The organism is Marivivens sp. ABH4_498 (assembly GCF_056160585.1).
This window is the reverse complement of sequence record NZ_JBSWXL010000003.1, coordinates 403,140-427,331: the sequence shown is the minus strand read 5'-3', so window position 1 is coordinate 427,331 and position 24,192 is coordinate 403,140. Positions and strand designations below refer to the sequence as shown.

At 56.0% G+C, this 24,192-nt stretch carries 26 protein-coding genes; 18 read left to right on the top strand and 8 right to left on the bottom strand.

Going from position 1 to position 24,192, the window contains the following annotated elements; translation table 11 throughout:
- Positions 1–171 precede the first annotated feature (171 nt).
- Together ACXAGA_RS09475 and ACXAGA_RS09470 are read left to right on the top strand one after the other, a co-directional pair.
- Positions 172–318 carry a hypothetical protein gene (locus tag ACXAGA_RS09475; RefSeq protein ID WP_475117233.1) on the top strand — a complete coding sequence of 49 codons (147 nt, stop codon included), beginning with the start codon at positions 172–174 and terminating at the stop codon, positions 316–318.
- Positions 319–583: 265 nt separating this feature from the next.
- Positions 584–1,303: a Hint domain-containing protein gene (locus ACXAGA_RS09470; RefSeq protein ID WP_475117232.1), complete on the top strand. Its 720-nt coding sequence runs from the start codon at positions 584–586 to the stop codon at positions 1,301–1,303.
- On the opposite strand, the gene ACXAGA_RS09465 is transcribed toward ACXAGA_RS09470, so the two are convergent.
- A complete protein-coding gene (locus tag ACXAGA_RS09465; protein WP_086449988.1) occupies positions 1,300–1,800 on the bottom strand; it encodes an Lrp/AsnC family transcriptional regulator in 501 nt (166 codons plus the stop codon). The genes ACXAGA_RS09470 and ACXAGA_RS09465 overlap by 4 nt on opposite strands.
- Positions 1,801–1,992: 192 nt before the next feature.
- On the opposite strand from ACXAGA_RS09465, the gene trxB reads away from it, so the two are divergent.
- On the top strand, positions 1,993–2,937 hold the full coding sequence (gene trxB, locus ACXAGA_RS09460; RefSeq protein ID WP_475117231.1) for a thioredoxin-disulfide reductase: 945 nt from the start codon (positions 1,993–1,995) through the stop codon (positions 2,935–2,937).
- 297 nt (positions 2,938–3,234) lie between these two features.
- Entirely contained in the window at positions 3,235–4,947 is a 1,713-nt protein-coding gene (locus ACXAGA_RS09455) for a bifunctional sulfate adenylyltransferase/adenylylsulfate kinase (protein WP_475117230.1), read from the top strand.
- A gap of 54 nt (positions 4,948–5,001) precedes the next feature.
- On the opposite strand, the gene ACXAGA_RS09450 is transcribed toward ACXAGA_RS09455, so the two are convergent.
- The 3 genes from ACXAGA_RS09450 to ACXAGA_RS09440 form a co-directional block, all read right to left on the bottom strand.
- A complete protein-coding gene (locus tag ACXAGA_RS09450) occupies positions 5,002–5,478 on the bottom strand; it encodes a cytochrome b (protein ID WP_475117229.1) in 477 nt (158 codons plus the stop codon).
- A 118-nt stretch (positions 5,479–5,596) separates the two neighbouring features.
- On the bottom strand, positions 5,597–5,821 hold the full coding sequence (locus ACXAGA_RS09445; RefSeq protein ID WP_475117228.1) for a DUF1150 family protein: 225 nt from the start codon (positions 5,819–5,821) through the stop codon (positions 5,597–5,599).
- The gene (locus tag ACXAGA_RS09440; protein ID WP_086449982.1) at positions 5,822–6,238 is read right to left on the bottom strand and encodes an Hsp20 family protein; all 417 of its coding nucleotides are present in this window, start codon (positions 6,236–6,238) and stop codon (positions 5,822–5,824) included.
- A gap of 156 nt (positions 6,239–6,394) precedes the next feature.
- Here ACXAGA_RS09440 and ACXAGA_RS09435 point away from each other — a divergent pair, with 156 nt between their 5' ends.
- The 3 genes from ACXAGA_RS09435 (at position 6,395) to ACXAGA_RS09425 (ending at position 8,243) form a co-directional block, all read left to right on the top strand.
- Positions 6,395–6,613 carry a YdcH family protein gene (locus tag ACXAGA_RS09435; RefSeq protein ID WP_475117227.1) on the top strand — a complete coding sequence of 73 codons (219 nt, stop codon included), beginning with the start codon at positions 6,395–6,397 and terminating at the stop codon, positions 6,611–6,613.
- Positions 6,614–6,688: 75 nt separating this feature from the next.
- Positions 6,689–7,177 carry a 5-(carboxyamino)imidazole ribonucleotide mutase gene (gene purE / locus ACXAGA_RS09430; protein WP_475117226.1) on the top strand — a complete coding sequence of 163 codons (489 nt, stop codon included), beginning with the start codon at positions 6,689–6,691 and terminating at the stop codon, positions 7,175–7,177.
- Entirely contained in the window at positions 7,170–8,243 is a 1,074-nt protein-coding gene (locus ACXAGA_RS09425) for a 5-(carboxyamino)imidazole ribonucleotide synthase (RefSeq protein WP_475117225.1), read from the top strand. Before purE ends, ACXAGA_RS09425 begins: the two co-directional genes overlap by 8 nt.
- On the opposite strand, the gene ACXAGA_RS09420 is transcribed toward ACXAGA_RS09425, so the two are convergent.
- Positions 8,240–8,956 (bottom strand): esterase/lipase family protein, encoded by a 717-nt coding sequence (locus tag ACXAGA_RS09420; RefSeq protein WP_475117224.1) that lies wholly within the window; start codon positions 8,954–8,956, stop codon positions 8,240–8,242. The genes ACXAGA_RS09425 and ACXAGA_RS09420 overlap by 4 nt on opposite strands.
- Before the next feature lie 82 nt (positions 8,957–9,038).
- Between ACXAGA_RS09420 and ACXAGA_RS09415 the strand changes: the two genes are divergently transcribed.
- A complete protein-coding gene (locus tag ACXAGA_RS09415) occupies positions 9,039–9,479 on the top strand; it encodes an NUDIX domain-containing protein (RefSeq protein WP_475117223.1) in 441 nt (146 codons plus the stop codon).
- Here the strand turns inward: ACXAGA_RS09415 and ACXAGA_RS09410 are convergent.
- Entirely contained in the window at positions 9,476–10,534 is a 1,059-nt protein-coding gene (locus tag ACXAGA_RS09410; protein ID WP_475117222.1) for a CaiB/BaiF CoA transferase family protein, read from the bottom strand. The two genes, ACXAGA_RS09415 and ACXAGA_RS09410, sit on opposite strands and share 4 nt — an antisense overlap.
- Positions 10,534–11,742, bottom strand: coding sequence for an acyl-CoA dehydrogenase (locus tag ACXAGA_RS09405; RefSeq protein WP_475117221.1), 1,209 nt, complete (start codon positions 11,740–11,742; stop codon positions 10,534–10,536). The genes ACXAGA_RS09410 and ACXAGA_RS09405 overlap by 1 nt, the downstream gene beginning before the upstream one ends.
- 99 nt (positions 11,743–11,841) lie before the next feature.
- Between ACXAGA_RS09405 and ACXAGA_RS09400 the strand changes: the two genes are divergently transcribed.
- The 4 genes from ACXAGA_RS09400 to modC are packed head-to-tail and all read left to right on the top strand — an operon-like array spanning position 11,842 to position 15,216.
- Positions 11,842–12,753 carry a LysR substrate-binding domain-containing protein gene (locus tag ACXAGA_RS09400; protein WP_475117220.1) on the top strand — a complete coding sequence of 304 codons (912 nt, stop codon included), beginning with the start codon at positions 11,842–11,844 and terminating at the stop codon, positions 12,751–12,753.
- A 7-nt stretch (positions 12,754–12,760) separates the two neighbouring features.
- Positions 12,761–13,474, top strand: a complete 714-nt coding sequence (modA, locus tag ACXAGA_RS09395; protein ID WP_475117219.1) for a molybdate ABC transporter substrate-binding protein — start codon at positions 12,761–12,763, stop codon at positions 13,472–13,474.
- Positions 13,475–14,173: a molybdate ABC transporter permease subunit gene (gene modB, locus ACXAGA_RS09390; RefSeq protein ID WP_475117218.1), complete on the top strand. Its 699-nt coding sequence runs from the start codon at positions 13,475–13,477 to the stop codon at positions 14,171–14,173. It begins immediately after the preceding gene.
- A complete protein-coding gene (modC, locus tag ACXAGA_RS09385; RefSeq protein ID WP_475117217.1) occupies positions 14,170–15,216 on the top strand; it encodes a molybdenum ABC transporter ATP-binding protein in 1,047 nt (348 codons plus the stop codon). Before modB ends, modC begins: the two co-directional genes overlap by 4 nt.
- Here modC and ACXAGA_RS09380 read toward each other — a convergent pair.
- On the bottom strand, positions 15,200–16,057 hold the full coding sequence (locus tag ACXAGA_RS09380; RefSeq protein ID WP_475117216.1) for an alpha/beta fold hydrolase: 858 nt from the start codon (positions 16,055–16,057) through the stop codon (positions 15,200–15,202). The two genes, modC and ACXAGA_RS09380, sit on opposite strands and share 17 nt — an antisense overlap.
- Before the next feature lie 159 nt (positions 16,058–16,216).
- On the opposite strand from ACXAGA_RS09380, the gene ACXAGA_RS09375 reads away from it, so the two are divergent.
- The 6 genes from ACXAGA_RS09375 to nagA are packed head-to-tail and all read left to right on the top strand — an operon-like array spanning position 16,217 to position 24,099.
- Positions 16,217–17,260 (top strand): efflux RND transporter periplasmic adaptor subunit, encoded by a 1,044-nt coding sequence (locus tag ACXAGA_RS09375; RefSeq protein WP_475117215.1) that lies wholly within the window; start codon positions 16,217–16,219, stop codon positions 17,258–17,260.
- The gene (locus tag ACXAGA_RS09370; protein WP_475117214.1) at positions 17,257–18,306 is read left to right on the top strand and encodes an efflux RND transporter periplasmic adaptor subunit; all 1,050 of its coding nucleotides are present in this window, start codon (positions 17,257–17,259) and stop codon (positions 18,304–18,306) included. The genes ACXAGA_RS09375 and ACXAGA_RS09370 overlap by 4 nt, the downstream gene beginning before the upstream one ends.
- A complete protein-coding gene (locus ACXAGA_RS09365) occupies positions 18,303–21,350 on the top strand; it encodes an efflux RND transporter permease subunit (RefSeq protein WP_475117213.1) in 3,048 nt (1,015 codons plus the stop codon). Before ACXAGA_RS09370 ends, ACXAGA_RS09365 begins: the two co-directional genes overlap by 4 nt.
- The gene (locus tag ACXAGA_RS09360; RefSeq protein ID WP_475117212.1) at positions 21,347–22,036 is read left to right on the top strand and encodes a TetR/AcrR family transcriptional regulator; all 690 of its coding nucleotides are present in this window, start codon (positions 21,347–21,349) and stop codon (positions 22,034–22,036) included. The genes ACXAGA_RS09365 and ACXAGA_RS09360 overlap by 4 nt, the downstream gene beginning before the upstream one ends.
- A gap of 54 nt (positions 22,037–22,090) precedes the next feature.
- Positions 22,091–22,999 (top strand): ROK family protein, encoded by a 909-nt coding sequence (locus ACXAGA_RS09355; protein ID WP_475117211.1) that lies wholly within the window; start codon positions 22,091–22,093, stop codon positions 22,997–22,999.
- Positions 22,996–24,099, top strand: a complete 1,104-nt coding sequence (nagA, locus tag ACXAGA_RS09350; RefSeq protein ID WP_475117210.1) for an N-acetylglucosamine-6-phosphate deacetylase — start codon at positions 22,996–22,998, stop codon at positions 24,097–24,099. The genes ACXAGA_RS09355 and nagA overlap by 4 nt, the downstream gene beginning before the upstream one ends.
- Positions 24,100–24,192: the final 93 nt, after the last annotated feature.

Sequence of the window (24,192 nt, the reverse complement as noted above, 5' to 3'; positions counted from 1 at the left end):
TGTTTCCGTATTTTTAAAATATCATTTAAAAACAATGACCTAACAAAAACCCCGTGGGTTTTCTGATTTTTTATCGTTTTTGCATATTCCTGCCCTAGTGCTGCCGCGTGTTGGGGGCAAATTAAACCCAACGCCGCATACGGCACAGCAAACAAAGCAGAGGACAGAGCGATGAAAAACAAGCGTTGGTTGGAAAACATGATCAAAGCAACCGAAGACACCACCGTTCGCATGCCATGGGAACGCGGACAACGCCGCGAAGCTATGATCGCTCGTCGCAATGCCAAAGAGGCAGCACCCAAAGCGCGCGCTGCGTAATCAATTACTCTCCCCTCGTGAAACTTGGGCGGCCATTGGCCGCCTTTTTTCGTTTGTTGATTCGCAGATGGGCGCCTCCAATTGTGGCCAATTACCCCAGCATTGCAGAACAATACCCATCCACAGCCCCAGATTGATCCGCCAAACGTTTGCAATCACAGCCAGATTTGACAACACGGACTAATTTCTGCCACATTGTCAGCAAGTTAAGTGACCCGATGTTGTCGGTGGGGGCCGACAGCGGGTGAACCATTTAGGTGAGCCCATGTACACGCCCTCGAACAACAGCCTAATCGGCGACCAGCATACATCTCCGGTTCCTCAGGACCGGATCGCTCGGAAAGACGGGCGACTTCAGCGCAACCGGCCTCTTATGCGCACCTACGAAGTCGCCTATCTGACCTCCTCTGGTGATATTGAAACCTTTCAGCGACTTGCCCCTGCAATCCCGCTGTTTGAATCAGCATTCGCAGCCTTTGCGCGCGGTCTGGTTCTAAAGACACGTTTTGGCGCAATCGCTGTCGAAGACCTGCTGCCCGGTGACGAGGTGCGCGACATCAACGGCGATTTCCACGTTCTACGATGGAAAGGTGCGATCACGGTCGTTCCGCAGGAAAACCAAACAAAACATTTGGTCCGCATGACGGCGGATAGTTTTGGCCCGATGCGTCCGTCAAACGACGTTATGGTCGGCCCCGCCGCGCAATTGGCGGACGGGTTCGACAAAGCCGCAATCGATCTGGTTGATGATAGCACGGTGATCGAAATCACACCGATGCGCCCGACGCAGCTGTTTCATTTGGTGTTTGATCGACAGTGTTCGATCGACGCCCAAGGGATCGCGGTGAACAGCTACCACCCCGGCGCACGGCACAGCTTTGGCCTGCAAGGCCCGCGTTTATCGCTGTTTCTAGAATTATTCCCCCACATCACGCGTTGGTCCGATTTCGGACCTGCCCAAATCGGGGTGCGCAGAGCGGCTTAGGCGTCGCGCGCCAGCCGCTCTTCTAACACATCAAACGGCACGCCCGGTTCATCCTTTGCGCCGCGGATGACCAGCGAAGTCTTTACGTTCGCTACGTTGTCCGCAGTCAGCAATTCACCGGTTAGAAAACTTTGGAATGTGCGCAGATCTGGGGCCACGCATTTCAGGATGAAATCAACTTCGCCGTTCAGCATGTGGCATTCGCGAACCAGCGGCCAGTGGCGGCACTTTTCCTCGAACGCGGAAAGATCGGATTCTGCCTGTTTGTGCAGGCCAACCATTGCGAACACCTGAACTTCGAATCCCAATTCGCGGCTATCGACGTCTGCGTGGTATCCGCGAATGTAACCTTGTTCTTCCAATGTGCGCACACGGCGCAGGCACGGAGGCGCGGAAATCCCCACGCGTTTGGCCAATTCGACGTTCGTCATGCGACCGTCGGCCTGCAATTCAGCTAGGATCATACGGTCGATTTCGTCGAGTTTGCTACCTGGCATCGGTTACCCCAAAAGAAAGTTTCGCGAACACTACGACCAAAGCAGCATTTGCGCAACATTATTTCACACTTGCGCAATATCATTACGCATAGGTTTTTGGATCAAGAATCTAGTTGAGTTACCTTTGACCCCTTTCAGGACGCGGGCTGCATGGCTATATCGGGGCAAACAGATAATGAAAAGAGGGCTGCCATGTCTGAAACGCGCCACACCAAAGTATTGATCATCGGCTCTGGCCCTGCAGGTTACACCGCAGGCGTTTACGCCAGCCGCGCAATGTTGAACCCTATTCTGGTGCAGGGCATGGAACCTGGCGGCCAGCTGACCACCACAACCGATGTTGAAAACTGGCCTGGTGAAAAAGCGATCCAAGGCCCGCAGCTGATGGTCAACATGGAAGAGCACGCCCGCGAAATGGGCTGTGAAATCGTGATGGACATGATCAGCGAACTGGACCTGAACCAGCGCCCATTCGTGGCCAAAGGCGACACCGGCACTACCTACACTGCGGATGCTGTCATTCTGGCAACCGGCGCCCGTGCGAAATGGCTGGGTCTGGAATCCGAAGAAGCCTACAAAGGCTTCGGCGTTTCGGCCTGTGCGACCTGTGACGGTTTCTTTTACCGTGGACAGGAAATCGTGGTTGTCGGCGGCGGCAACACAGCCGTCGAAGAGGCGCTGTTCCTGACCAACTTTGCGACCAAAGTGACGTTGATCCACCGCCGCGACAGCCTGCGCGCTGAAAAAGTGTTGCAGGACCGCCTGTTCAACCACCACAAGGTGGAAATCATGTGGGATCACCAGTTGGAAGAAGTCGTTGGCGAAGGCGACCCCAAAGGCGTATCGGGCGTCAAAGCCAAGAACGTGAAAACTGGCGAAATCGTCGATGTTCCTGCAAAGGGCGTTTTCATCGCGATCGGCCACGCGCCTGCGTCCGAATTGGTCAAAGACCAGTTGGAAACCTACAACGGCGGCTATGTTAAGGTGAAACCGGGCACGACCGAAACATCGATCCCGGGCGTGTTTGCTGCAGGCGATTTGACCGACGATAAATACCGTCAGGCGGTTACCTCGGCCGGGATGGGCTGTATGGCTGCGCTGGACGCGGAACACTATCTGGCCGCTCTCGAATCCTAATTCGCAGCATTCCAGTGAAATTGAACGAAGCGCCGCATATTTTGCGGCGCTTTTTCGTTCCGAAATCGAAACAAAAATTCCGATTTTGCAGGTCTATTTCCCATCAGACGCGCCACCACGGAACAAATGTTCCCAAAGCGCCGAAAAACACGCTTTTACAGTCTGAATTGCGCCGTTTTGCCCACACAGCATCCCTTTTGGGTCGATATCAGGCAATTAGGCTTGAAACAGGGGGCATTGGGGGCGTAGGTCGGGCGCAAACCAGCCAAGTGTATATTTCAAAGCCGGAACACAATTATGACGATGGACCTAGCCCCGATCCCCGAGCTGTATGTATCGTACGACTCTGCCCAGAAACTGAAAGTCGAAGCTGCTGATCTGACCAGCCACGACCTGACGCCGCGCCAGATTTGCGATCTGGAGCTGTTGATGAACGGCGGCTTCAACCCGCTGAAAGGGTTCCTGTCGGAAGACGATTACAACGGCGTCGTGGAAAACATGCGCTTGGCAGACGGCCAGCTGTGGCCAATGCCGATCACGCTGGACGTGACCGAAGATTTCGCGAACGGCATCGAACTGGGTCAGGACATCGCCCTGCGTGACCAAGAAGGCGTCATTCTGGCGACCATGACCGTCACCGACAAATGGGAACCAAACAAATCGCGCGAAGCGGAAAAAGTATTCGGCGCGGACGATCTGGCCCACCCTGCGGTCAACTACCTGCACAACACGGCTGGCAAAATCTATTTGGGCGGCCCTGTCACCGGCATCCAGCAGCCTGTTCACTATGATTTCCGCGGTCGCCGCGACACGCCAAACGAACTGCGCGCCTATTTCCGCAAAATGGGCTGGCGCAAGGTCGTTGCGTTCCAAACCCGTAACCCTCTGCACCGCGCGCACCAGGAACTGACGTTCCGCGCCGCACGCGAAGCACAGGCCAACCTGCTGATCCACCCTGTTGTCGGCATGACCAAACCAGGCGACGTGGACCATTTCACCCGCGTGCGCTGCTACGAGGCGGTTCTGGACAAATACCCAGCGGCCACCACCACCATGTCGCTGCTGAACCTTGCTATGCGTATGGCTGGCCCGCGCGAAGCTGTCTGGCACGGCCTGATCCGTAAAAACCACGGCTGCACCCACTTTATCGTTGGTCGCGACCACGCTGGCCCCGGCAAAAACTCGGCTGGCGAAGATTTCTACGGCCCATATGACGCGCAGGATTTGTTCCGCGAACACCAGTCCGAAATCGGCATCGAAATGGTCGACTTCAAACACATGGTTTACGTGCAGGAACGAGCGCAATACGAACCAGCGGACGAAATCGCGGACAAAGACGACGTGACCATCCTGAACATCTCGGGCACCGAACTGCGTCGCCGTCTGGCCGAAGGTCTGGAAATCCCAGAATGGTTCAGCTTCCCCGAAGTTGTGACCGAACTGCGCAAAACCAAACCGCCACGTTCGAAACAGGGCTTCACCGTGTTCTTCACCGGTTTCTCGGGCTCGGGTAAATCGACCATTGCGAACGCGCTGATGGTGAAACTGATGGAAATGGGCGGCCGCCCTGTGACCCTGCTGGACGGTGACATCGTTCGTAAAAACCTGTCGTCTGAACTGGGCTTCTCGAAAGAGCACCGCGACCTGAACATCCGCCGCATCGGTTATGTTGCGTCCGAAATCACCAAAAACGGTGGTATCGCGATCTGTGCGCCAATCGCGCCCTACACCGCAACCCGCCGCGCTGTTCGCGAAGACATCGAACAATACGGCGCCTTCGTCGAAGTCCACGTTGCGACCACGATCGAAGAATGCGAACGCCGCGACCGCAAGGGCCTGTACAAACTGGCCCGCGAAGGCAAAATCAAAGAGTTCACCGGTATCTCTGACCCATACGAAACCCCAACGAACGCAGAACTGGTTGTCGAAACCGAAAACGTCGAAGTCGACAACTGCGCACATCAGGTTCTGCTGAAACTGGAAAGCATGGGTCTGATCTCGGGAAAATAAGCCCCAGACCGACATGAAAACAAAAGCCCCGGCCTTTCGGTCGGGGCTTTTGCGTTAGCGCATCCGCGCCAGCAAATTATCCTTGAGGATGAATTGGTGATACAGCGCCGCAGCGATATGCGCGACAATCAGGACCACGGTCACGTTTACGAAAATCTCATGCACGTCGCCCGCATCACGAACGCCGAAAAACCAACGCGCGATGCCTGATGCACACAATACCAACAGCGACGCATAGATCGCACCGTGGGTCAGTTTGGCCGCCCACGACATCCACGCGGGCATGTCCGGTTCGGCAGGCGCCCCGATGGTGAACCGCAAAACGATGCGCGCCAGAACGGCGACCAACAGAGCGACGCCGACCCAAGGATGCACGATTGCCGCGAAATATTGGCTGTAATCTTCGCCTCTTGCATACATCCCTGCCGCGCGGCCTAATCCGTCAGAGACAAAATAGTTGAACAAAAACAATACTGCGACGCCCCAATGCAGGATCATTTGGGGGCGTGAATAGCGGGCTGTTTGGGTCATAAAAACACCTTTGGCTAAAATTCCTTTGGGTTGTTACGAACCAGCCTAGGCTTTCTGTCGAAAAAAGCGCCCTGAATTTTCAGGACGCTTCCATAAATTCTGTCGATAACAGGTGCGATTAATGCACGGTCATCGGTTGATATTCATGTTCCCGCGCCAGCAAAAACGCCATCTGGCGGTCGGCCACCAGCGCCAGTTGTTCACCGTCGGATTTATGAACCGCGAATAGATGATCCAGACCTTCGGCTTGTTCCTGAACTTCGGCAGGTAGATCGGCAACCGCTACGGATTTCACGTATACGATGCGGTCTTGGTCCTTTTCAAAATCATACTTGGTGTTCATTCATTCACTCCTTTTGATTTTGATGGTCTGCACCACCGTTTCAGGCACTTTGCGGGTCAGATCGACATGCAATAGCCCATTTTCCATGCTTGCCTCGCCGACCTCGACGCCGTCAGCCAAAACGAATGACCGTTGGAATTGGCGGGCTGCAATACCGCGATGTAGAAAAATGCGGCCTTCGTTTTCGTCTTTTTGACGTCCACGGATTACCAGCGAACTATCCTCGACCGTGATCGACAGATCGGATTCCGAAAAACCAGCAACCGCCAGCGTGATCCGATACGACCGTTCCGAGGTCTGTTCGATGTTATAAGGGGGATACCCTTCGTTTCCTGATTTCGCTGTGCGTTCCACCAATCGTTCCAATTGTTCAAACCCCAGCAAAAACGGGTGCGTCCCCAGTGTTAATTTCGTCATCTGACACGTCCTATATTAGCGACAGTCTGTCGGGCCCCGCGTTCGGCGACCACAAATTTAATATGGGGGGCTATTCGCAGCTTCGCAAGGGCTAGGCGGAATCGATGAGAATTGCTAAGATGTTGGGTATCCGCGCAAGACGAGCCAGGAAATCCAATGAATAAATCCACACGGATGGACACAACCGACGTTCTTCGGGTCGAACTCGAAGTTCTGAAACGCGAACACCGCGACCTGGACGAAGCGATTGCCGCGCTCGAAGAAAAGAGTTCGGCTGACATGCTGACCATTCGGCGTCTGAAAAAACAGAAACTGGGCCTCAAAGACAAAATTGTCGCGCTAGAGGACCGTATTTTTCCCGATATCATCGCCTAAAGCGCGCGTCGGGCAATTGCGCCTGACCACTGCGCCGCTATAGTGCCGCTTCCATTTAACTGCGGGTATTTTGCCATGACCACACCTTCTGTCGGTATCATTATGGGCAGCCAATCGGATTGGCCCACCATGAAACTGGCCGCCGATATTCTGGACGAGCTGGGCATTTCTTATGAAAAGAAAATCGTCAGCGCACACCGCACGCCAGATCGTCTGTGGACCTACGGCAAAGAGGCAGCAGGCCGCGGCCTGCAAGTGATCATCGCGGGCGCTGGTGGCGCTGCCCACCTGCCCGGCATGATGGCGTCGAAAACCCGCGTGCCTGTGATTGGCGTGCCTGTGCAAACCCGCGCCCTGTCCGGCGTGGACAGCCTGTATTCCATCGTTCAGATGCCCAAAGGTTTCCCCGTTGCCACCATGGCAATCGGCGCGGCCGGCGCATCCAACGCTGGCCTGATGGCCGCTGGCATTCTGGCCCTGCAAGACGCCGATCTAGCGACACGTCTAGACGCGTGGCGCGAAGCCCTGTCCGCATCCATCGCTGATGAGCCTGTCGATGAGTGATATCCTAACAACTGGCGCAACAATCGGTATTCTGGGCGGCGGTCAATTGGGCCGTATGCTGTCGGTCGCGGCGTCCCGCCTGGGGTTCAAAACCTGCATCTTTGAACCTGCGGGCGACTGCCCTGCCAGCCACGTTGCGAACTACCATTTCCAAGCGTCCTACGACGATCACGATGCCCTGCGTAAATTCGCGGAATCGGTCGACGTTGTGACCTATGAATTCGAAAACATCCCGACCGAAGCGTTGGACGTGATCGAAGCCATCAAACCAATTCGTCCAAACCGCAAAACGCTGGCCGTGTCCCAAGACCGTCTGGTGGAAAAGGCATTCCTGAACGAACTAGGCCTGAAAACTGCGCCCTTTGCAGCCGTTGATGACGCCACCGATCTGGCCGAAGCGATTGCCGAAATCGGCACACCTGCGATCCTGAAAACCCGCCGTTTCGGGTATGATGGCAAAGGTCAGGCGCGGATCATGTCGCCTGATGACGCAGATGCCGCGTTGGCCGATATGGCAGGCGCCCCCGCCATTTTGGAGGGGTTCGTTGATTTCAGCCACGAAGTATCGGTGATCGCCGCGCGCGGTCTAACGGGCGAAGTGTGCTGTTTCGATCCAGGCGAAAACGTCCACAAAAACGGCATTCTGGACACGACCACCGTGCCTGCAAACCTGACCGGCATGCAAACCGCCGATGCGGTTCTGCTGGCGGGTAAGATCCTGAACAAACTGGATTATGTTGGCGTCATGGGGGTCGAACTATTCGTCACCCGTCAGGGCCTGATCGTGAATGAAATCGCACCGCGCGTGCACAATTCGGGTCACTGGACGCAGAACGGCTGTACCGTGGATCAGTTCGAACAGCACATCCGCGCCGTGGCAGGTTGGCCGCTGGGCGATGGCAAACGCCATTCGAACGTGGTTATGGAAAACCTGATCGGCGATGACGTGGACCGTATTCCTGACATCGCAAAATCGGGTGACGCCATCCACCTATATGGCAAAGCCGACGCCAAACCGGGCCGTAAAATGGGCCACGTGAACCGCGTCACAGGCCCTGCCAATTAATCGACGATAAAATCATCACCTAAGATGGGCGCCTCTCTGAAAAAGGCGCCCTCTTCTATAAAGGCGACAGTTTCTGCGATAACGACCGCGTTGTTCATCATGAACGTATGGGTCACGGGCAAAATGATGTGGTCGGTCATGCCGTCCAGTTTGGTGGAATCCACGGACACTTTGCCATCGTCTTCGCCATCGATCAGGGCAGAATAAACAGGGTTCAACGATTGGTTGCCCGCGATGATGCCGACCGGATAATCGGGCGTGCCCAATTCCAGCGGCACGCTGTCGGCCCCTGTGCCCAACTGTTCGCCCGCGGGCCCGTTCAGCCATTCAAACGGTGGCCAGTCGCCAAACACATCTACCAATTCAGACCCTTGGTTCGGCGGGGCCAGCATGACGACTCGGCCCATGTTTTCAACCATATGTTGCGCCAGCCACGCCCGCGCCAGAATGCCCCCCATCGAATGGGTCACGAAATGCACTGTATCATCCCCGCAAGCCGCGACATCGTCGGTCACATCGTTCAACAGGTCATCAATCGGTTTGCTGGTCGATGGGTAGCCTCGGTTGACTGTTTTGTACCCTTCGGCATCCAAAACGGTTTGCATGACGAACAATGACACTTCGGATCGGGCCAGCCCGTGCAGTAAAACCACACAGTCCGCCGAAGCAGGGGTCGCGAATAATAGGGCAATGGCCGAGGCAAAGTATTTCATGCCGATCACATAGGGCGGAGGTTGCATGCAATCAATTGCAACAGGGCTTGTGCGTTGGGCGCGATCCCGCCAGTCTGTAACAATGTCCATACGCATCGCGGCCCGCGCCATTATCCTACATGCCAACCGTTTGCTGCTGGTGAACGCATGGAAAAACCGCGATCACCTGTGGTGCGCACCGGGTGGCGGGGCTGAACCGCATTCCAGTCTACCCGCCAATCTATCGCGCGAAGTGTACGAAGAAACGGGCCTAATCGTTAAGGTCGGCAAAACCTGCCTAATCAACGAATTCCACGACCCAAACGGGCCGTTTCATCAGGTTGATATCTATTTTCGCTGCACGATCGCGACCGGTGATCCCTATGCCGAATGGACAGACCCCGAAGGCATCGTATCCCACCGCAAATGGGTCACCCGCGATGAGATGGCAAAGATGCGGGTGAAACCGGATAGTTTGGCCGCCGTTGCATGGGGCGATGATGACGCCCCGACCTATGACCCGTTAGAGCCGATTGTCCGTTAACGCCGCAGCGGCGTATCCGACAGACGAATGGGCGTGCGCACTGCTGGGATACCCTGTTCAGTGACCTGCATCCCGCGCGATTGAACCTGCGGATCGTTGAACACTTGTTCGATATCGTTGATCGGCCCTGCGGGCACGGTTGCCTGTTCCAAAGCCTCCAATAGGTCATCGCGTTTCCATCCCGCCAGCCGCGCGGTGATTAGCGATTTGAGTTCGGCCCGATGCGCGATGCGACCGCCATTCGTGGCAAACCGATCGTCCATCGGCAACCCGATCACAGCGCAAAACCGTTCAAACTGCGCGTCATTCCCCACCGCGATGATCAGCGATCCATCCGATACGCCGAACGCGTCATAGGGCGTAATATTGGGGTGCGCATTTCCCATACGGCGCGGCGATTGCCCCGACACTAGATAATTCATGGCCTGATTGCCCAACACGCCCACCGCGCAATCGAGCAGCGCCATATCCACAAACTGCCCCTGCCCCGTGGTTTCACGGGCATGCAATGCGGCCTGAATGCCAATCACCGCGTATAGCCCTGTGAAAATATCGGCAAAGGCGACGCCTGTTTTCTGCGGTGCCCCATCGGGGTCGCCCGTCAGGTGCATCCACCCAGCCATACCTTGGATCAGGAAATCATAGCCCGCGCGGGACGCATAGGGGCCATCCTGCCCGAACCCTGTGATGGAACAATAGACCAGCCGCGGGTTGATGCTGCGCAGGCTGTCATAATCCAACCCGTATTTAGCCAGACCGCCGACTTTGAAATTTTCGATCAGAACATCGGCGTCGCGGATCAGGTCCAGCACCGTTTGACGCCCCTTTTCGGTGCGAAAATCGGCGCGGACGACCTGTTTGCCCGCGTTGCAGCTGTGGTAATAGGCCGCCGTTCCATCCTCCACGAACGGCGGCCCCCAACGGCGGGTGTCGTCGCCGTCCGGGCTCTCGACCTTTGTGACGTCGGCGCCCAAATCAGCGAGAGTCTGCCCCGCCCATGGCCCAGCAAGGATGCGAGCCAATTCCACAACTTTGATGCCCTGCAGCGGATGCATCAGAAAAACGCCTGAAGACCCGTTTGCGCACGCCCCAAAATCAGCGCGTGGATGTCATGGGTGCCCTCATACGTGTTTACCGTTTCCAGATTGACCATATGGCGGATCACACCAAATTCAGCCGAAATCCCGTTGCCGCCGTGCATATCGCGGGCGTTACGGGCGACATCCAACGCTTTGCCACAGTTGTTGCGTTTGATCAGGCTGATCATTTCGGGCGCAGCTTGGGCCGAGTCCATCAGGCGGCCAACCTGCAATGCGGCCTGCAGCCCCAGCGTGATTTCGGTCTGCATATCGGCCAGTTTTTTCTGAAACAGCTGGGTCTGCGCCAATGGTTTGCCAAACTGTGTGCGGTCTAGCCCGTATTGGCGCGCAGCGTGCCAACAGAATTCAGCCGATCCCATGACGCCCCACGCGATCCCGTAACGGGCCCGGTTCAAACAGCCAAACGGCCCCTTGAGGCCTGACACGTTGGGCAGCAGGGCGTCTTCGCCCACCTCGACCCCATCCAATACGATTTCGCCGGTGATCGACGCGCGTAGGGACAATTTGTTTTCCACCTTGGGCGCGGACAGGCCTTTGGTGCCTTTGTCCAGAACAAAGCCTTTGATTTTGCCGTCATGGGCATCAGATTTGGCCCAAACAACGAACACATCCGCGATTGGCGCGTTGCTGATCCACATCTTGGACCCTGTCAGGCGATACCCACCGTCGATCTTTTCCGCGCGGGTTTTCATGCCAGCCGGGTCCGATCCTGCGTCCGGTTCTGTCAGACCAAAACAGCCAATCCATTCACCGCTGGCCAATTTGGGCAGGTATTTTTGGCGCTGTTCTTCGGTGCCATAGGCGTAGATCGGGTACATCACCAATGACGACTGCACAGACATCATCGACCGATAGCCGCTATCGACCCGTTCGATTTCCCGCGCGACCAGACCATAGGCCACATAGGACCCGCCCAGCCCGCCGTACTGTTCAGGGATCGTCACGCCCAATAGCCCCATTTCCCCCATTTCGCGGAAAATCGCAGGGTCTGTGGTTTCCGTCAGATAGGCATCCGTGACGCGCGTTTGCAATTTGGCCTGCGCATAGCTGCGGGCAGATTCGGCCATCATGCGTTCGTCTTCGGTCAGCTGCGCATCCATGCGCAAAGGGTCCGCCCAGTTAAAGCTGGATAGATCTGGCGCATCTTTTGGTTTCAACGTCATTCGAACCTACCTATCGTCATATTCAGCCCAATCGTACCGCCCGAACGACGGACCAATCAAACGATTTAAAAGCACAACTTAATGAGTTAAACTCATCACATGCGCCAGTCTTACACGCCATCCGTTCCCGAATTACGTGCCTTTATCGCCTGCGCGCAGCACGGCACAACGACCATGGCCGCGTCGAATTTGAACCTGACCCAAAGCGCAATTTCCCGCAGCGTCGCATCGCTGGAACAGCGACTGGGCGTGATATTGTTTGAACGTGCGCGCAAACGGCTGACCCTTTCGCCAGCGGGGCATGCGTTTCTGCCCAAAGCCCAATCCATATTGGCAGCATTAAACGACGCAGCGGTCGGCATCATGGCCTTTGGCGGTGGCGAAACTGTGCTGCGGATTGCGGCGTTACCCAGTTTTGGCCGCGCGTGGTTGTTGCCAAAACTTGCGCCCTTTCTAAAACAGAACAGCGGTATTCGTATCGACCTGAATGCGCGTTTGTCGCCTGTGGATTTTTCGACCGATGCGTTCGATATGGCGATTATGCGTACTTCGCATATACCGCCATTTGCGGAATCGGTATCTATCATGCCTGAAAAAATGGTTGTGGTCGCATCGCCGTTTGTGGTGGGGAACCATGCGGATTTGGACGATCAATCGCTTTTGAACCTACCCCTATTACAGCAATCGACCCGCCCGACGCTGTGGCTCGATTGGTTCAAAAGCCATGACACAGACCCGCGCCATGCCCTGCGCGGGGCGCGTATGGACCATTTCGATATGGTCGTGGATGCCGCTGTGGCAGGAATGGGATTGGCCATCGTTCCCGATATCATCGCGCAACCCGCGCTGGATCGCGGCGATTTGGTTCTGGCAACACAGCGGCGTTTCGAAACCGGAGACGACTACGCCATGATCACCCCCGTCGGCGGCATGTCGCAGACAGCGCGATTATTTGTCGATTGGGTTCAAACGGGTATTGCGGGTTGCCCAAACACAGACGGGGCGCAATAGTCAGACCATGATCCGCGCCATTTCCATTGCATTCGCGTTTTTGGCAACGCCAGCCTGTGCCGAAAACATCGTTGTTTTTGCTGCGGCGAGTTTGAAGTCGGCGCTGGATGATATCGCGGCAGAATGGAATGCGTCACATAATGATACTGTTCTTGTGTCCTATGCGGGGTCGGGCGCCTTGGCACAACAAATCCGCCAAGGCGCTCCAGCGGATGTTTTCATCTCAGCCAACGTGCAATGGATGGACGCCACAACGGACTATTCGATCACGCAGATTGACCTGCTATCAAACGAATTGGTGATCGTTGGCAGCGGTAACCACCCCGCTATTGAAATCGCAGATTTGCCACCCCTATTGGCCGACGAAAAACTGGCAATGGCGTTAATCAATGCTGTTCCTGCTGGCCAATATGGCAAAGCGGCCTTTGAACATTTCGGGCTGTGGGACGACATCGCCCCGCAGGTCGCACAAACGGATAATGTGCGGGCCGCGCTCGCGCTGGTTGCCTTGGGCGAAGCCCCTTTCGGCGTTGTATACGCAACAGACGCGGCGGCCGAACCTGACGTGTCGGTGGTGGCGACATTTCCCGAAAACAGCCACCCGCCGATTATCTACCCCGCCGCGTTACTGACCGAAAATGGCCGCGCGTTTTTCGATACGTTGACCAGCCCCACAGCTGCACGCATATTTACCGAAAACGGATTTAAGGTACTGAACTAAGTGGCAGAGTGGTTATCCCCCGCCGAATGGCAAGCGGTCGCGCTATCGTTGCGCGTCGCGATTTGGGCTGTTCTGCTTAGTTTGCCATTCGCCATTTTCGTCGCCTATGCCTTGGCCCGTTGGGAATTCGTCGGCAAACAGGTTCTGAATGGAATAGTCCATCTGCCGTTGGTCCTGCCCCCTGTGGTGACGGGGTATTTGCTGCTGATGACCTTTGGTCGGCGCGCGCCTATTGGAATGTTTTTGGAACAAACCTTCGGGTTTACTTTCGCCTTTCAATGGACCGGCGCGGCGTTGGCGGCGGCGATCATGGCCTTTCCGCTGATGGTGCGCGCCATTCGGTTATCGATCGAAGCCGTCGATCCCAAACTGGAACACGCCGCCCGCACTTTGGGCGCGGGAAACGCCCGCGTGTTTATGACAATCACCTTGCCTTTGGCTTTGCCGGGGATCATCGCCGGTGCCGTTTTGGGATACGCCAAAGCGATGGGTGAATTCGGCGCGACGATCACATTCGTTTCAAACATTCCGGGCCAGACGCAAACCCTGCCTTCGGCGATTTATTCATTCCTACAAGTTCCGGGCGGCGAAGCTTCGGCGATACGGCTGGTTGCGATTGCGATTGTGATTTCCATGACGGCCCTGATCTTGTCCGAATATTTGTCAAAAATCATCGCCCGAAAGGTGCGGGGCCAATGACCGTCCAAATCGATATACGCCACGCATTCAACGAGTTTGATCTGGCGGCCCGTTTTGATGCCCCAAAAGGTGTGACAGCCCTGTTTGGCGCATCTGGATCGGGCAAAACCACCATTATCAACGCCGTTGCTGGGTTGCTAACACCGCAGGACGGCAGAATTGTCGTGGATGGGCGCGTTTTGTTTGATAGCAAAACAGGCGCCAATACGCCGCCGAACAAACGAAAAATCGGGTATATTTTTCAAGACGCGCGCCTATTCCCCCATATGACTGTCCGTCAAAACCTGACCTATGGCCGCCCGACGGGTCCGATAGATGCCGTGGTAGATATGTTAGGACTGGATGGGCTGCTGGGCCGTCGTCCTGCGAAATTATCAGGCGGAGAAGCCCAGCGCGTCGCGATTGGTCGCGCATTGCTATCGAACCCCGATCTGATCCTAGCTGACGAACCTCTTGCTGCGCTGGACGAGGCCCGCAAATCTGAAATCCTGCCCTATTTCGAAAAACTGCGCGACCACGCGAAAGTGCCGATTTTATACGTCAGCCATTCCGCAAACGAAGTCGCACGGCTCGCTACAACCGTCGTTGTCCTGAACAAAGGCCGCGTGACCCACGCAGGTTCGGCAGAAACCGTTCTATCCGATCCAACCGTCACCCCAACTGGCGTGCGGTCAGCTGGCGCAGTGATGCAGGCCCGCGTTCTGCGGCATGATGACGACGGTCTGACCGTGCTGTCGATTGGGGCATCCAATCTGATTGTCCCCAATTGCGATGCGCCCGTCGGGACCGATCTGCGCCTACGCATCGCGGCGCAGGACGTTATGATAGCCACCGCGCCTTTGTCGGGGATTTCCGCGTTAAACACCCTGCCCGCAACCATCACCGCTATTCGCAAAGGTGATGGACCGGGCGCATTGGTCCAGATGGAAACAGGTGGTGCATCATTCCTTGCGCGGATCACGCGGCGGTCTTTGACCACATTGGACCTGAATGTAGGCCAAACCGTTCATGCTGTGATCAAAGCGGTCAGTATCGACCGTTAAATCGCGCAAACCATGATGACAGTGCCGCGATCGATTCCGGTTCGTCCAAAAACGGCACATGCCCACGCCCTGCGGCCACCGCCGTCACCAGATCGGGGCAGCGTTCGGTCATCTTTTCAACGGTTTCAGCCGACAAAAGATCCGAATTTTCGCCCCGAACAACACCCAATGGACGCCCCAAACAGGCATCGAACATCGGCCACAGATCCGGCTGCGGTTGGTCCCGCCCCATTTCAAAGGCAACCCGCAAATCGGGATCATAGCTTAGTTTTAGCCCAGTATCTGTTTGTGTGAACTGCCGCGCGGCCTGATCACGCCAACGATCCAGCGGCACATCTTTGAAACCGACAGAGTTCGACAAAATGACCGCCATGTCCTTTAGGGTTTTGACCTTTGGCTGCACCCCCAGATAACTATCGATGCGGCCCAGACCGACAGGGTCCAATTCAGGCCCAATGTCATTGAAAAACACGCCCGCCAACCTGTCAGGCACCATCATCGCCATGACCATCGCAATCAGCCCACCCCGAGAGGTCCCGATAACCGCCGCCTTTTCAATCCCCAAATGATCCATCAGCGCGATGACGTCCTGCGTTTCTTGCAAAATCGTATAGGTCGTCGGGTCCGCCCAATCAGATGCCCCGCGCCCACGGCTATGGGGGCGGATCAATTGGCAATCGAACGGCAAGGCCTGCGCCATAAAATCGAAATCTCGCCCGTCACGCGTCAGACCCGCCAATGCCAAAACAGGCAAACCTTCGCCCGATATTTTAAATGCAATCCGAACTTTATCGGCGGTTATAAAACTTTGGTAACTTTGCGCGTCGTACAAACCGGTCATGGAAATTCCCTAGCTACTATGCCGTAGGTAAGCGTGCCCTCATCTATTAAACAACCCTCAGCTCCCTTTTATTCAAAAATAAACCGTTTAGTTTAGTTTTTTATTGACAGTTTTGTCAGAAACTTTGCAGATGCGATCAATTGCAAATTAGGAATCGAAATGCTTCGCCTTGTCGCCGCCATTTGTGCGTTATCAACATTGCCAATCGCTGCATTTGCAGACCAGCCGATCCAGGTGGAACGGGTCGCTGTCCAAAGATCAGCCCACACGATTGAACGCAGTCTGGTCGGCACGGTTCAAGCCCAAGAAAACTATCCCGTGTCATTTCGCACAGGCGGCATGATCACCGAAGTTGCGGCAGAAATTGGCGACCATCTGCAACAGGGCGACCTGATTGCACGTTTGGAAAATATAACCGCGCTGGCCCAACGCGACGCCGCAGCTGCCAGCCTAGAGGCGGCCCGCGCTCAATTGACCCAAGCGGAAACAACGCGCGACCGAACCCAAGGGTCGTTGGATCGCGGGACGGCCACGCAATCGGATTTGGATCGGGCGTATCAGGCATTCATCGCGGCGCAATCCGCGTTTCGTCAGGCGGAAACCCAACTATCAAAGGCGCAACAGGCCGTCGATGACACCGAACTGCGCGCAGACGAAGCCGTCATCGTGGTAGACCGTTTTGCCCATACCGGCGAAATCGTTGGCGCGGGCACGGCTGTTGCCGAATTGGCGTCGGACACGCGATTAGAAATTCAGATCGACGTGCCCGATACGGCCGGATTAGACGATCTATCGTACCTGCCCGTCACGGTCATTCCTATCGATGGGGGGGCGGAAATTGCGGCTCAGGTCAGCGAAATTTCCCCTGTTGTCAGCAGCGCAGGCACCGTGTCTGTCACCGCATTGCTGCCCGATAATACTGACATCGCAATTGGAACGCTTGTTCGCATTCAGGTCACTTTACCCGGTTCGGGCGATTTCATTGTCCCCGCCGAAGCATTGACCCTATCCGCAGGCACGCCCGCCGTTTGGGTGGTGGACCCTGTCACCAATGCGGTTTCGGCCCGTCAGGTGACCATTTCACGCTATGACGAAACATCTGTCTACATCAGCGGCGGCCTGACCGAAGGCGACCTGATCGTGGGACGCGGTGCGCATTCTTTGTTCGATGGCCGCATCATCGCAACCGGAGCCGCCAAATGATCCGCCCGTTTCTACTCTCTGCTATGCTTATCGCCTCGCCTGTTTTTGCGGACCCTGATGCAGCGGTGCCTCGGCCTGTTATTTCTGAAATCGTGCGCGCAGACTCCGTCATTATGCGCAGCTTTGACGGGTTGATCGAACCGCGCGATCAAATCGATCTGGCGTTTCGCACAGGGGGCCGATTGGCGCGATTGTCCGTGGAAACGGGCGACCGCGTGACCCAAGGCGCCGCGTTGGCCAGCCTAGATCAAATCACCCTGCAGCAAGATTTGGACGCCGCCAGCGCCGCCGTTGTATCCGCCCGCGCGGCGGCCGATCTGGCCTCGGCGCAATTGGAACGGGGGAACGCGTTGCTAGATCGCGGCGTCTATTCGCAGGCCCAATTGGAACAATTACAGACCAGCCATGATGCTGCGCTGGCCCAGCTGAACAACACCATCGCAACCGAAGTTCAGGCCCGCGAGGCCGCCCACTATGGCAATCTGACCGCCCCTGTTGATGGCGTTGTTCTGTCCACTCGGGCCGAAGTGGGCACCTACATCGCAGCAGGCTCCCCCGTTTTGTCAGTGTCTGGCGGGGCTGAGATCGAAGCCGTTATCGACGTTCCAGAACCGCTGTTTGAAACGCTGGCCGCTACGGTTCAATTTGAAATCACCCATCAGGTCCCTGGCATAGATCCCATCCGTGCGACATTGCGCAGCGTTGATCCTGTGACCGAAGGAAAATTGGACACGCGCCGCATGCGTTTGACGCTGATTGATCCGCCCGCCGATTACCGTATTGGTGCGCTGGTCCTAGCCCGCCCACTGGCCCAGCAAACACCGACCATCACCCTACCCCAGTCGGCATTAACGACGCTGGACGGCCAAATCGGGGTCTGGCGGGTCACCCCAGATCGCATCGCCGAATTTGCACCCGTGACGATTTCGACCGAAATCGGCGATCGGATCACGATCACAGCAGGCATCGCTATCGACGACGAAATTATCACGCGCGGCGTATCATCCGTCACCATTGGCCAACACATCGGAGACCGCATCCAATGAAAGGTTTTAACCTGTCCGACTGGGCGCTGAACCACAAATCCTTTGTCTGGTTTCTGATGATCCTATCGACCGTCGCGGGGCTGTTTGCCTATACGTCGATGGGCCGCGAAGAAGACCCCGATTTCACCATCCGCACCATGGTGGTCACAGGCATTATGCCCGGTGCGACCGCATCCGAAACGCTGACCCAAGTCACCGACCGCATCGAAAAAAAGCTGGAACAACTGGACACGCTAGATGCGACCCGTTCCGTGACATACGCGGGTCATGCGGTTGTTTATGTTGATCTGCTGGAAACCGTTCGCGGCACTGAGATTGAACAATCATGGACCAAAGTGCGCGCCATGATGTCCGATATCCGTGCAGAATTTCCGTCCGAATTCAAAGGCTTTGTTTTCAACGACAATTTTGGGGACGTGTTCGGAAATATCTATGCGTTTACGTGGGACGGTTACACATCGGACGAGGTCAAAACCTACGTCGAACATATCGCCGATAACGTACAGTTGCTGGATGCCGCGGGCCGCGTCGAATTGGTCGGGCTGCAAGAACGCAAAGTCTTTGTTGAATTCTCTGACAGCCGCCTTGCTGCGCTGGGGCTGGATGCACAAACCGTTTTGAACACTTTGGCCGCGCAAAACCAAATTGTGCCATCGGGTACGATTGATACATCGCGCGAACGCATCGCGATCCGTATCAACGGCCAATTCGACAACGCTGCACAACTGGCCTCGGCGCCGCTGCGATCTGGTGACACGTTTTTCACGCTATCAGATGTGGCTAATGTGACAGAAGGCTACGAAAACCCGCCCAGTTCGCTGTTTCGGTATAACGGGCAGCAGGCAATCGCCCTGACGATCGGCATGCGCGGCGGCGAAAACATTCTGGACTTTGGCCAAGATTTGAACGCCTTGATGGAGCAAGAAATCGCAGCCTTGCCCATTGGGATCGACGTGCACCACGTCGCAGATCAACCCCATGTTGTCGAAGAATCCATCGGGCATTTCATCAAAGCGCTGATCGAAGCGGTCGCGATTGTTTTGGCTGTTAGTTTCGTGTCTTTGGGGATGCGGGCGGGGTTTGTGGTTACCCTGACCATTCCATTGGTATTGGCCGTCACCTTTGTCGTTCTGGACGCAATGGGCATCACGCTTCAGCGGATTTCGCTGGGGGCATTGATCATCGCGCTGGGGCTGCTGGTGGATGACGCAATGATTGCGATTGAAACCATGATTTCACGGCTAGAGGTCGGCGACACACTGACCAAAGCCGCATCCTATGCGTGGACGTCGATTGCATTCCCGATGTTGACCGGAACGCTGGTAACGGTGGCAGGTTTCATTCCCATCGGCCTGAACGACAGCCAAGCAGGCGAATACACCAATTCGCTGTTCTGGGTGATCGCTGTTTCATTGGTAATTTCGTGGTTTGTCGCGGTTCTGTTCGCACCGATTTTGGGCGTGACGTTCCTGCCTTCGCAGATGAAACATCATAACGCGGAACCCGGTCGGCTGCGCCGCATGTTCCGCCGCACATTGAACTGGGCCATGCGTGCCAAATGGCTGACGATTGCAATCACGGCCGCCGCCTTTGGCCTGTCGCTATTTGGCATGAAATACGTCGAGCAACAGTTTTTCCCAACGGGCGACAGACCCGAGGTGTTGGTAGACGTCACGCTGCGCCAGAACGCCAGCATCAATGCCACCGATACTGCCATGCGTGATTTTGAAACATGGCTGTCGGACCGACCAGAGCCGGTGTTCTGGACGACCTATGTTGGTGAACCCGCGCCGCGCTTTGTCTTGACCCTGCAGGGACCAACCGCATCGCCGTCGACAGGACAAATCGTGATCCAGACAGGCAGCATCGCAGATCGCGACATGCTAGCCGATGCGATTGGTGATTATTCTGACGCAAACCCATCGGCTGAATTTTTCCCCACTTTTATTTCGCTTGGGCCGCCATCTGGCAAACCCGTCCAATACCGTGTTGCAGGGCCTGATTATGACCAGCTACGCGATCATGCACGCCGATTGGCCGCGATTATGGAACAAGATGACCGTTTGACGGGCGTTGGGCTGGATTGGAATGAACCAACGCGGACCATCAAAATCGACCTGAATCAGGCGCGGCTACGGCAATTGGGATTGACCAAAGCAGACGTCGGGTCGCTGCTCCTGTCCCTATACGAAGGCACAACAGTCACACAGCTGCGGGATGGCACGGCATTGGTTGATGTGGTCGTTCGCGGCGCCGAAGAGACGCGCCAAACCCTCAGCGCATTGGAAAACCTACAGGTTGCTGGCGCTGACGGGACGCTGGTTCCGCTTGCGTCGTTTGCTACGCTGGAATGGACGACCGAACCACCCATGATCAAACAAGAAGGCCGCGTGCCAACGATCACCGTATCCGCAGCGATTAACACAGATGACCAGCCCGCAACCATTGTGACCGCGCTGGCTGATCAATTGGCTGACTACGCGGGCAGCCTGCCAAACGGCTATTCGGTCGAAGTCGGCGGCCCCGTTGAATCCAGCGCCGATAGCCAGGCTCCAATCGTCGCCGTGGTGCCAATCATGCTGGTGGTCCTGCTGATCTTGGTCATGGCCCAGGTTCAAAGCTTTCGCCTGTTGTTCATCGTTTTGGCGGTCGCGCCGCTGGGTCTGATTGGTGTCGTGGCTGCGCTATTGTTATCGGGCGCACCGCTTGGGTTTGTCGCGATTTTGGGTGTTTTGGCATTGGTCGGCATCTTGATCCGCAATTCCATCATCCTTGTCCAAGCGATCGAAGATTTACGTGCATTGGGCAAATCACGATGGGACGCCGTGACAGAGGCATCCGAACACCGCGCGCGCCCCATTTTGCTGACTGCCGCGGCGGCGTCTTTGGCGCTGATCCCGATCAGCCATCAGATTTTCTGGGGTCCAATGGCCTATGCCATGATGGGCGGGATCATCGCGGGCACGTTGATTACCCTTTTGTTCGTGCCTGCCCTATATTGCGCGGTGTATGGTCTAACATCGCCCAAAGGTAATACCCAATGATCAATAACCGTAGCGGCATTGATTCACGGCTTATTGCGACGAAAAAACGCCGCGAAAAAATGCGCGATTGCCTGATCGAAGCAGCCACGTTGGTTTTTGCCGAACGCGGGCCTGAAAATACTGTGATTGATCACATTGTGCTGCAGGCTGGGGTGTCTAGGGGCAGTTTCTATAACTATTTTCGATCTATCGAAGAATTGTTGGAAACGGCCAAACGTGAACTTGCCCAACAGATGATCCAGATCGTCACGCAGATCGCACTGACCAAATCCGATCCGGCAGAACAGTTGGCAATTGGCATGGGTGGGTTCGTGAAAATCGCGTTGGAATACCCGATCTTTTTGCAATTTTCGACCAAACTGGGCACGCGCGGATTAGGCGAAGGCAGCTATATCCGCACCACAGCGCCGCAGGTCATCCGCACAGGCATAGAAACGGGCCGTTTTCATGACATGCCCGAACAGGTCGCGATCGATATCCTAGAGGCGATTGGCCTATCAATCATGCGCCGTCAGATCGAAACCGATCACGTCGACGCCGCCCCCTATATTGCTGCGCTTTTGCGTATGTTGGGCCTACCCGAAACCGAAGCGGACGATATTGCCAACCGCCCCATTCCAACCATTCCAATTCCCCCAGATAGCCTAATTGCCCGTAGCGCCGCCCATTTGACACCGTCCCCCTGACCAACCGCGAAATTCTGTGCTATTGCCGTTTGCAGTAATGATAAAGGCAACAGCATGACGATGTTCTGCGGTGGAATTGATCTGGGCGGCTCAAAGATCGAAGCGCGCCTGTTTTCTGGACCGCAGGTCGAAAGCCACATCTTTCACCGCGTTGACACGCCGACCGACAGCTTTGACGCAATGATCGCGGCGCTGATCGGGCAGATCGATTGGCTCACAACACGAGCAGGTGGTGATATTCCTGTCGGCATTTGCATGCCCGGCGTCATTGATCCGCGCAGCGGCGCCTGTCACGCGGCCAACATTCCCTGCAACGGACAGTCCATTCGTGACGCCTTGCATTCCAAAATGGGCAAAATGTTCCCAGTTTTGAATGATGCGATGGCCTTTGCCATGTCAGAATCCTACCACGGGGCCGGCCACGGTGCGCAATCTGTGTTTGGGCTGATTATGGGCACAGGTATTGGCGGCGGGTATGTTGTGGCGGGTGAGCCCGCATATCGGCAAAACGGACTGTCTGTTGAAATCGGCCACATCGGCGTGCCCGCACGAACGCTGGATCGCCATGATTTGCCCAGCTTTGCATGTGGGTGCGGGAAATCAGGTTGTTTTGAAACGTATATTTCAGGCCGAGGGCTGGAAAACCTGTCGCAACATCTAACCGGATCCAAAATCGCGGCCCCAGATATTGCAGCGCATCCATCATCGGAACGGATTTTCGAAATTTGGGCCGATATCGCGGCGGAATGCATTTACACCGCACAGTTCATGCTGGACCCAGGCGCGATTATCTTGGGCGGCGGCGTGTCGCGAATGCCCGGCGTGGCGGATAGGATTAGTGCCCAATTCGAACGTCTGCGGTTTGCAGACACCCCTGCCCCGTTAATTTCACTGGCCCAACACGGCGACAGTTCCGGCGCGCGCGGGGCTGCCATTGCGGCACAAAAAACAGGTGCCGCATGACCGTGATTACCCCTCAATATTTCTATCACGCGGGTCGCCTGCTGACTGGCAAAGCAATCACCGTCACTGATGGGATCATACGCGATGTAACAGCGGCAACCAGTATCGGCGATCAATCCCCTTTTATCCTGATGCCAGGGTGTCATGACATTCAGGTCAATGGAGGCGGCGGCGTTATGGTCAATTCTGACCCGTCGCCCGAAGGACTGCGGAAAATCGCGGCTGCCCATGAAACATTGGGAACAACGGCGATTATGCCAACTGTCATCACTGACACCCCCGATGTGATCGACGCCGCTGCAAACGCGGCAATCGCTGTGCGCGATGATCGCAACCAGTTGGGCCTACATATCGAAGGCCCGCACATCGCCGTTGAAAAACGTGGCACCCATAATGCCGACTATATTCGCCCCTTGGATGATCGGACATTGGCCACTCTGATCCGCCTGCGACAGGCGGGCGTGACGGTGATGCTGACGCTTGCGCCTGAACGCGCCAGCCCAGACCAATTGGCCGCCCTGACAAAACTGGGCGTTATTCTATCGGCTGGCCATTCCAACGCGTCAGCGGAACAAACACGGGACGCAATCGACAACGGAGTGACCGTGTTCACCCATCTGTTCAACGCGATGCCGCAGATGAAATCACGGACCCCGGGGATTGTTGGCGCGGCGATCCTATCAAACGCCTATTGCGGGCTGATCGCCGATGGCATCCACGTCAGCTGGGACATGCTGCAAATTGCAATCGCCGCCCGCCCCATCGCGAATAAAATGTTTTTGGTGTCGGACGCGATGGCAACCGTAGGCGGACCCGATCATTTCGACCTGTATGGCAAACGGATCACCGTTCAAAATGGGCGCCTGATAAACGACGAAGGCGCGCTGGCTGGCGCGCATTTGGATATGGTGACAGCGCTGCGCAATCTGCACCAATGCGCAGATGTCCCTTTGGCTGAATGCATTGCCATGGCCACGGACAATCCCCGCATGGCCATCGGACGACTGCCTATTGATCCGGTCCACATGCCGATCGACCAATTCATTGCGCTGGATAGCGACCTAACTCTGACCGATTTGCATGGCGGCCATGCATTTTAACGCATCGCTTTGCAATTGCTGCATGACGGCATTTCGAAATGCTGCGTAGCGGCATAACTCTGAACGGCCTATATTCAGATCAACGGCGGGCAA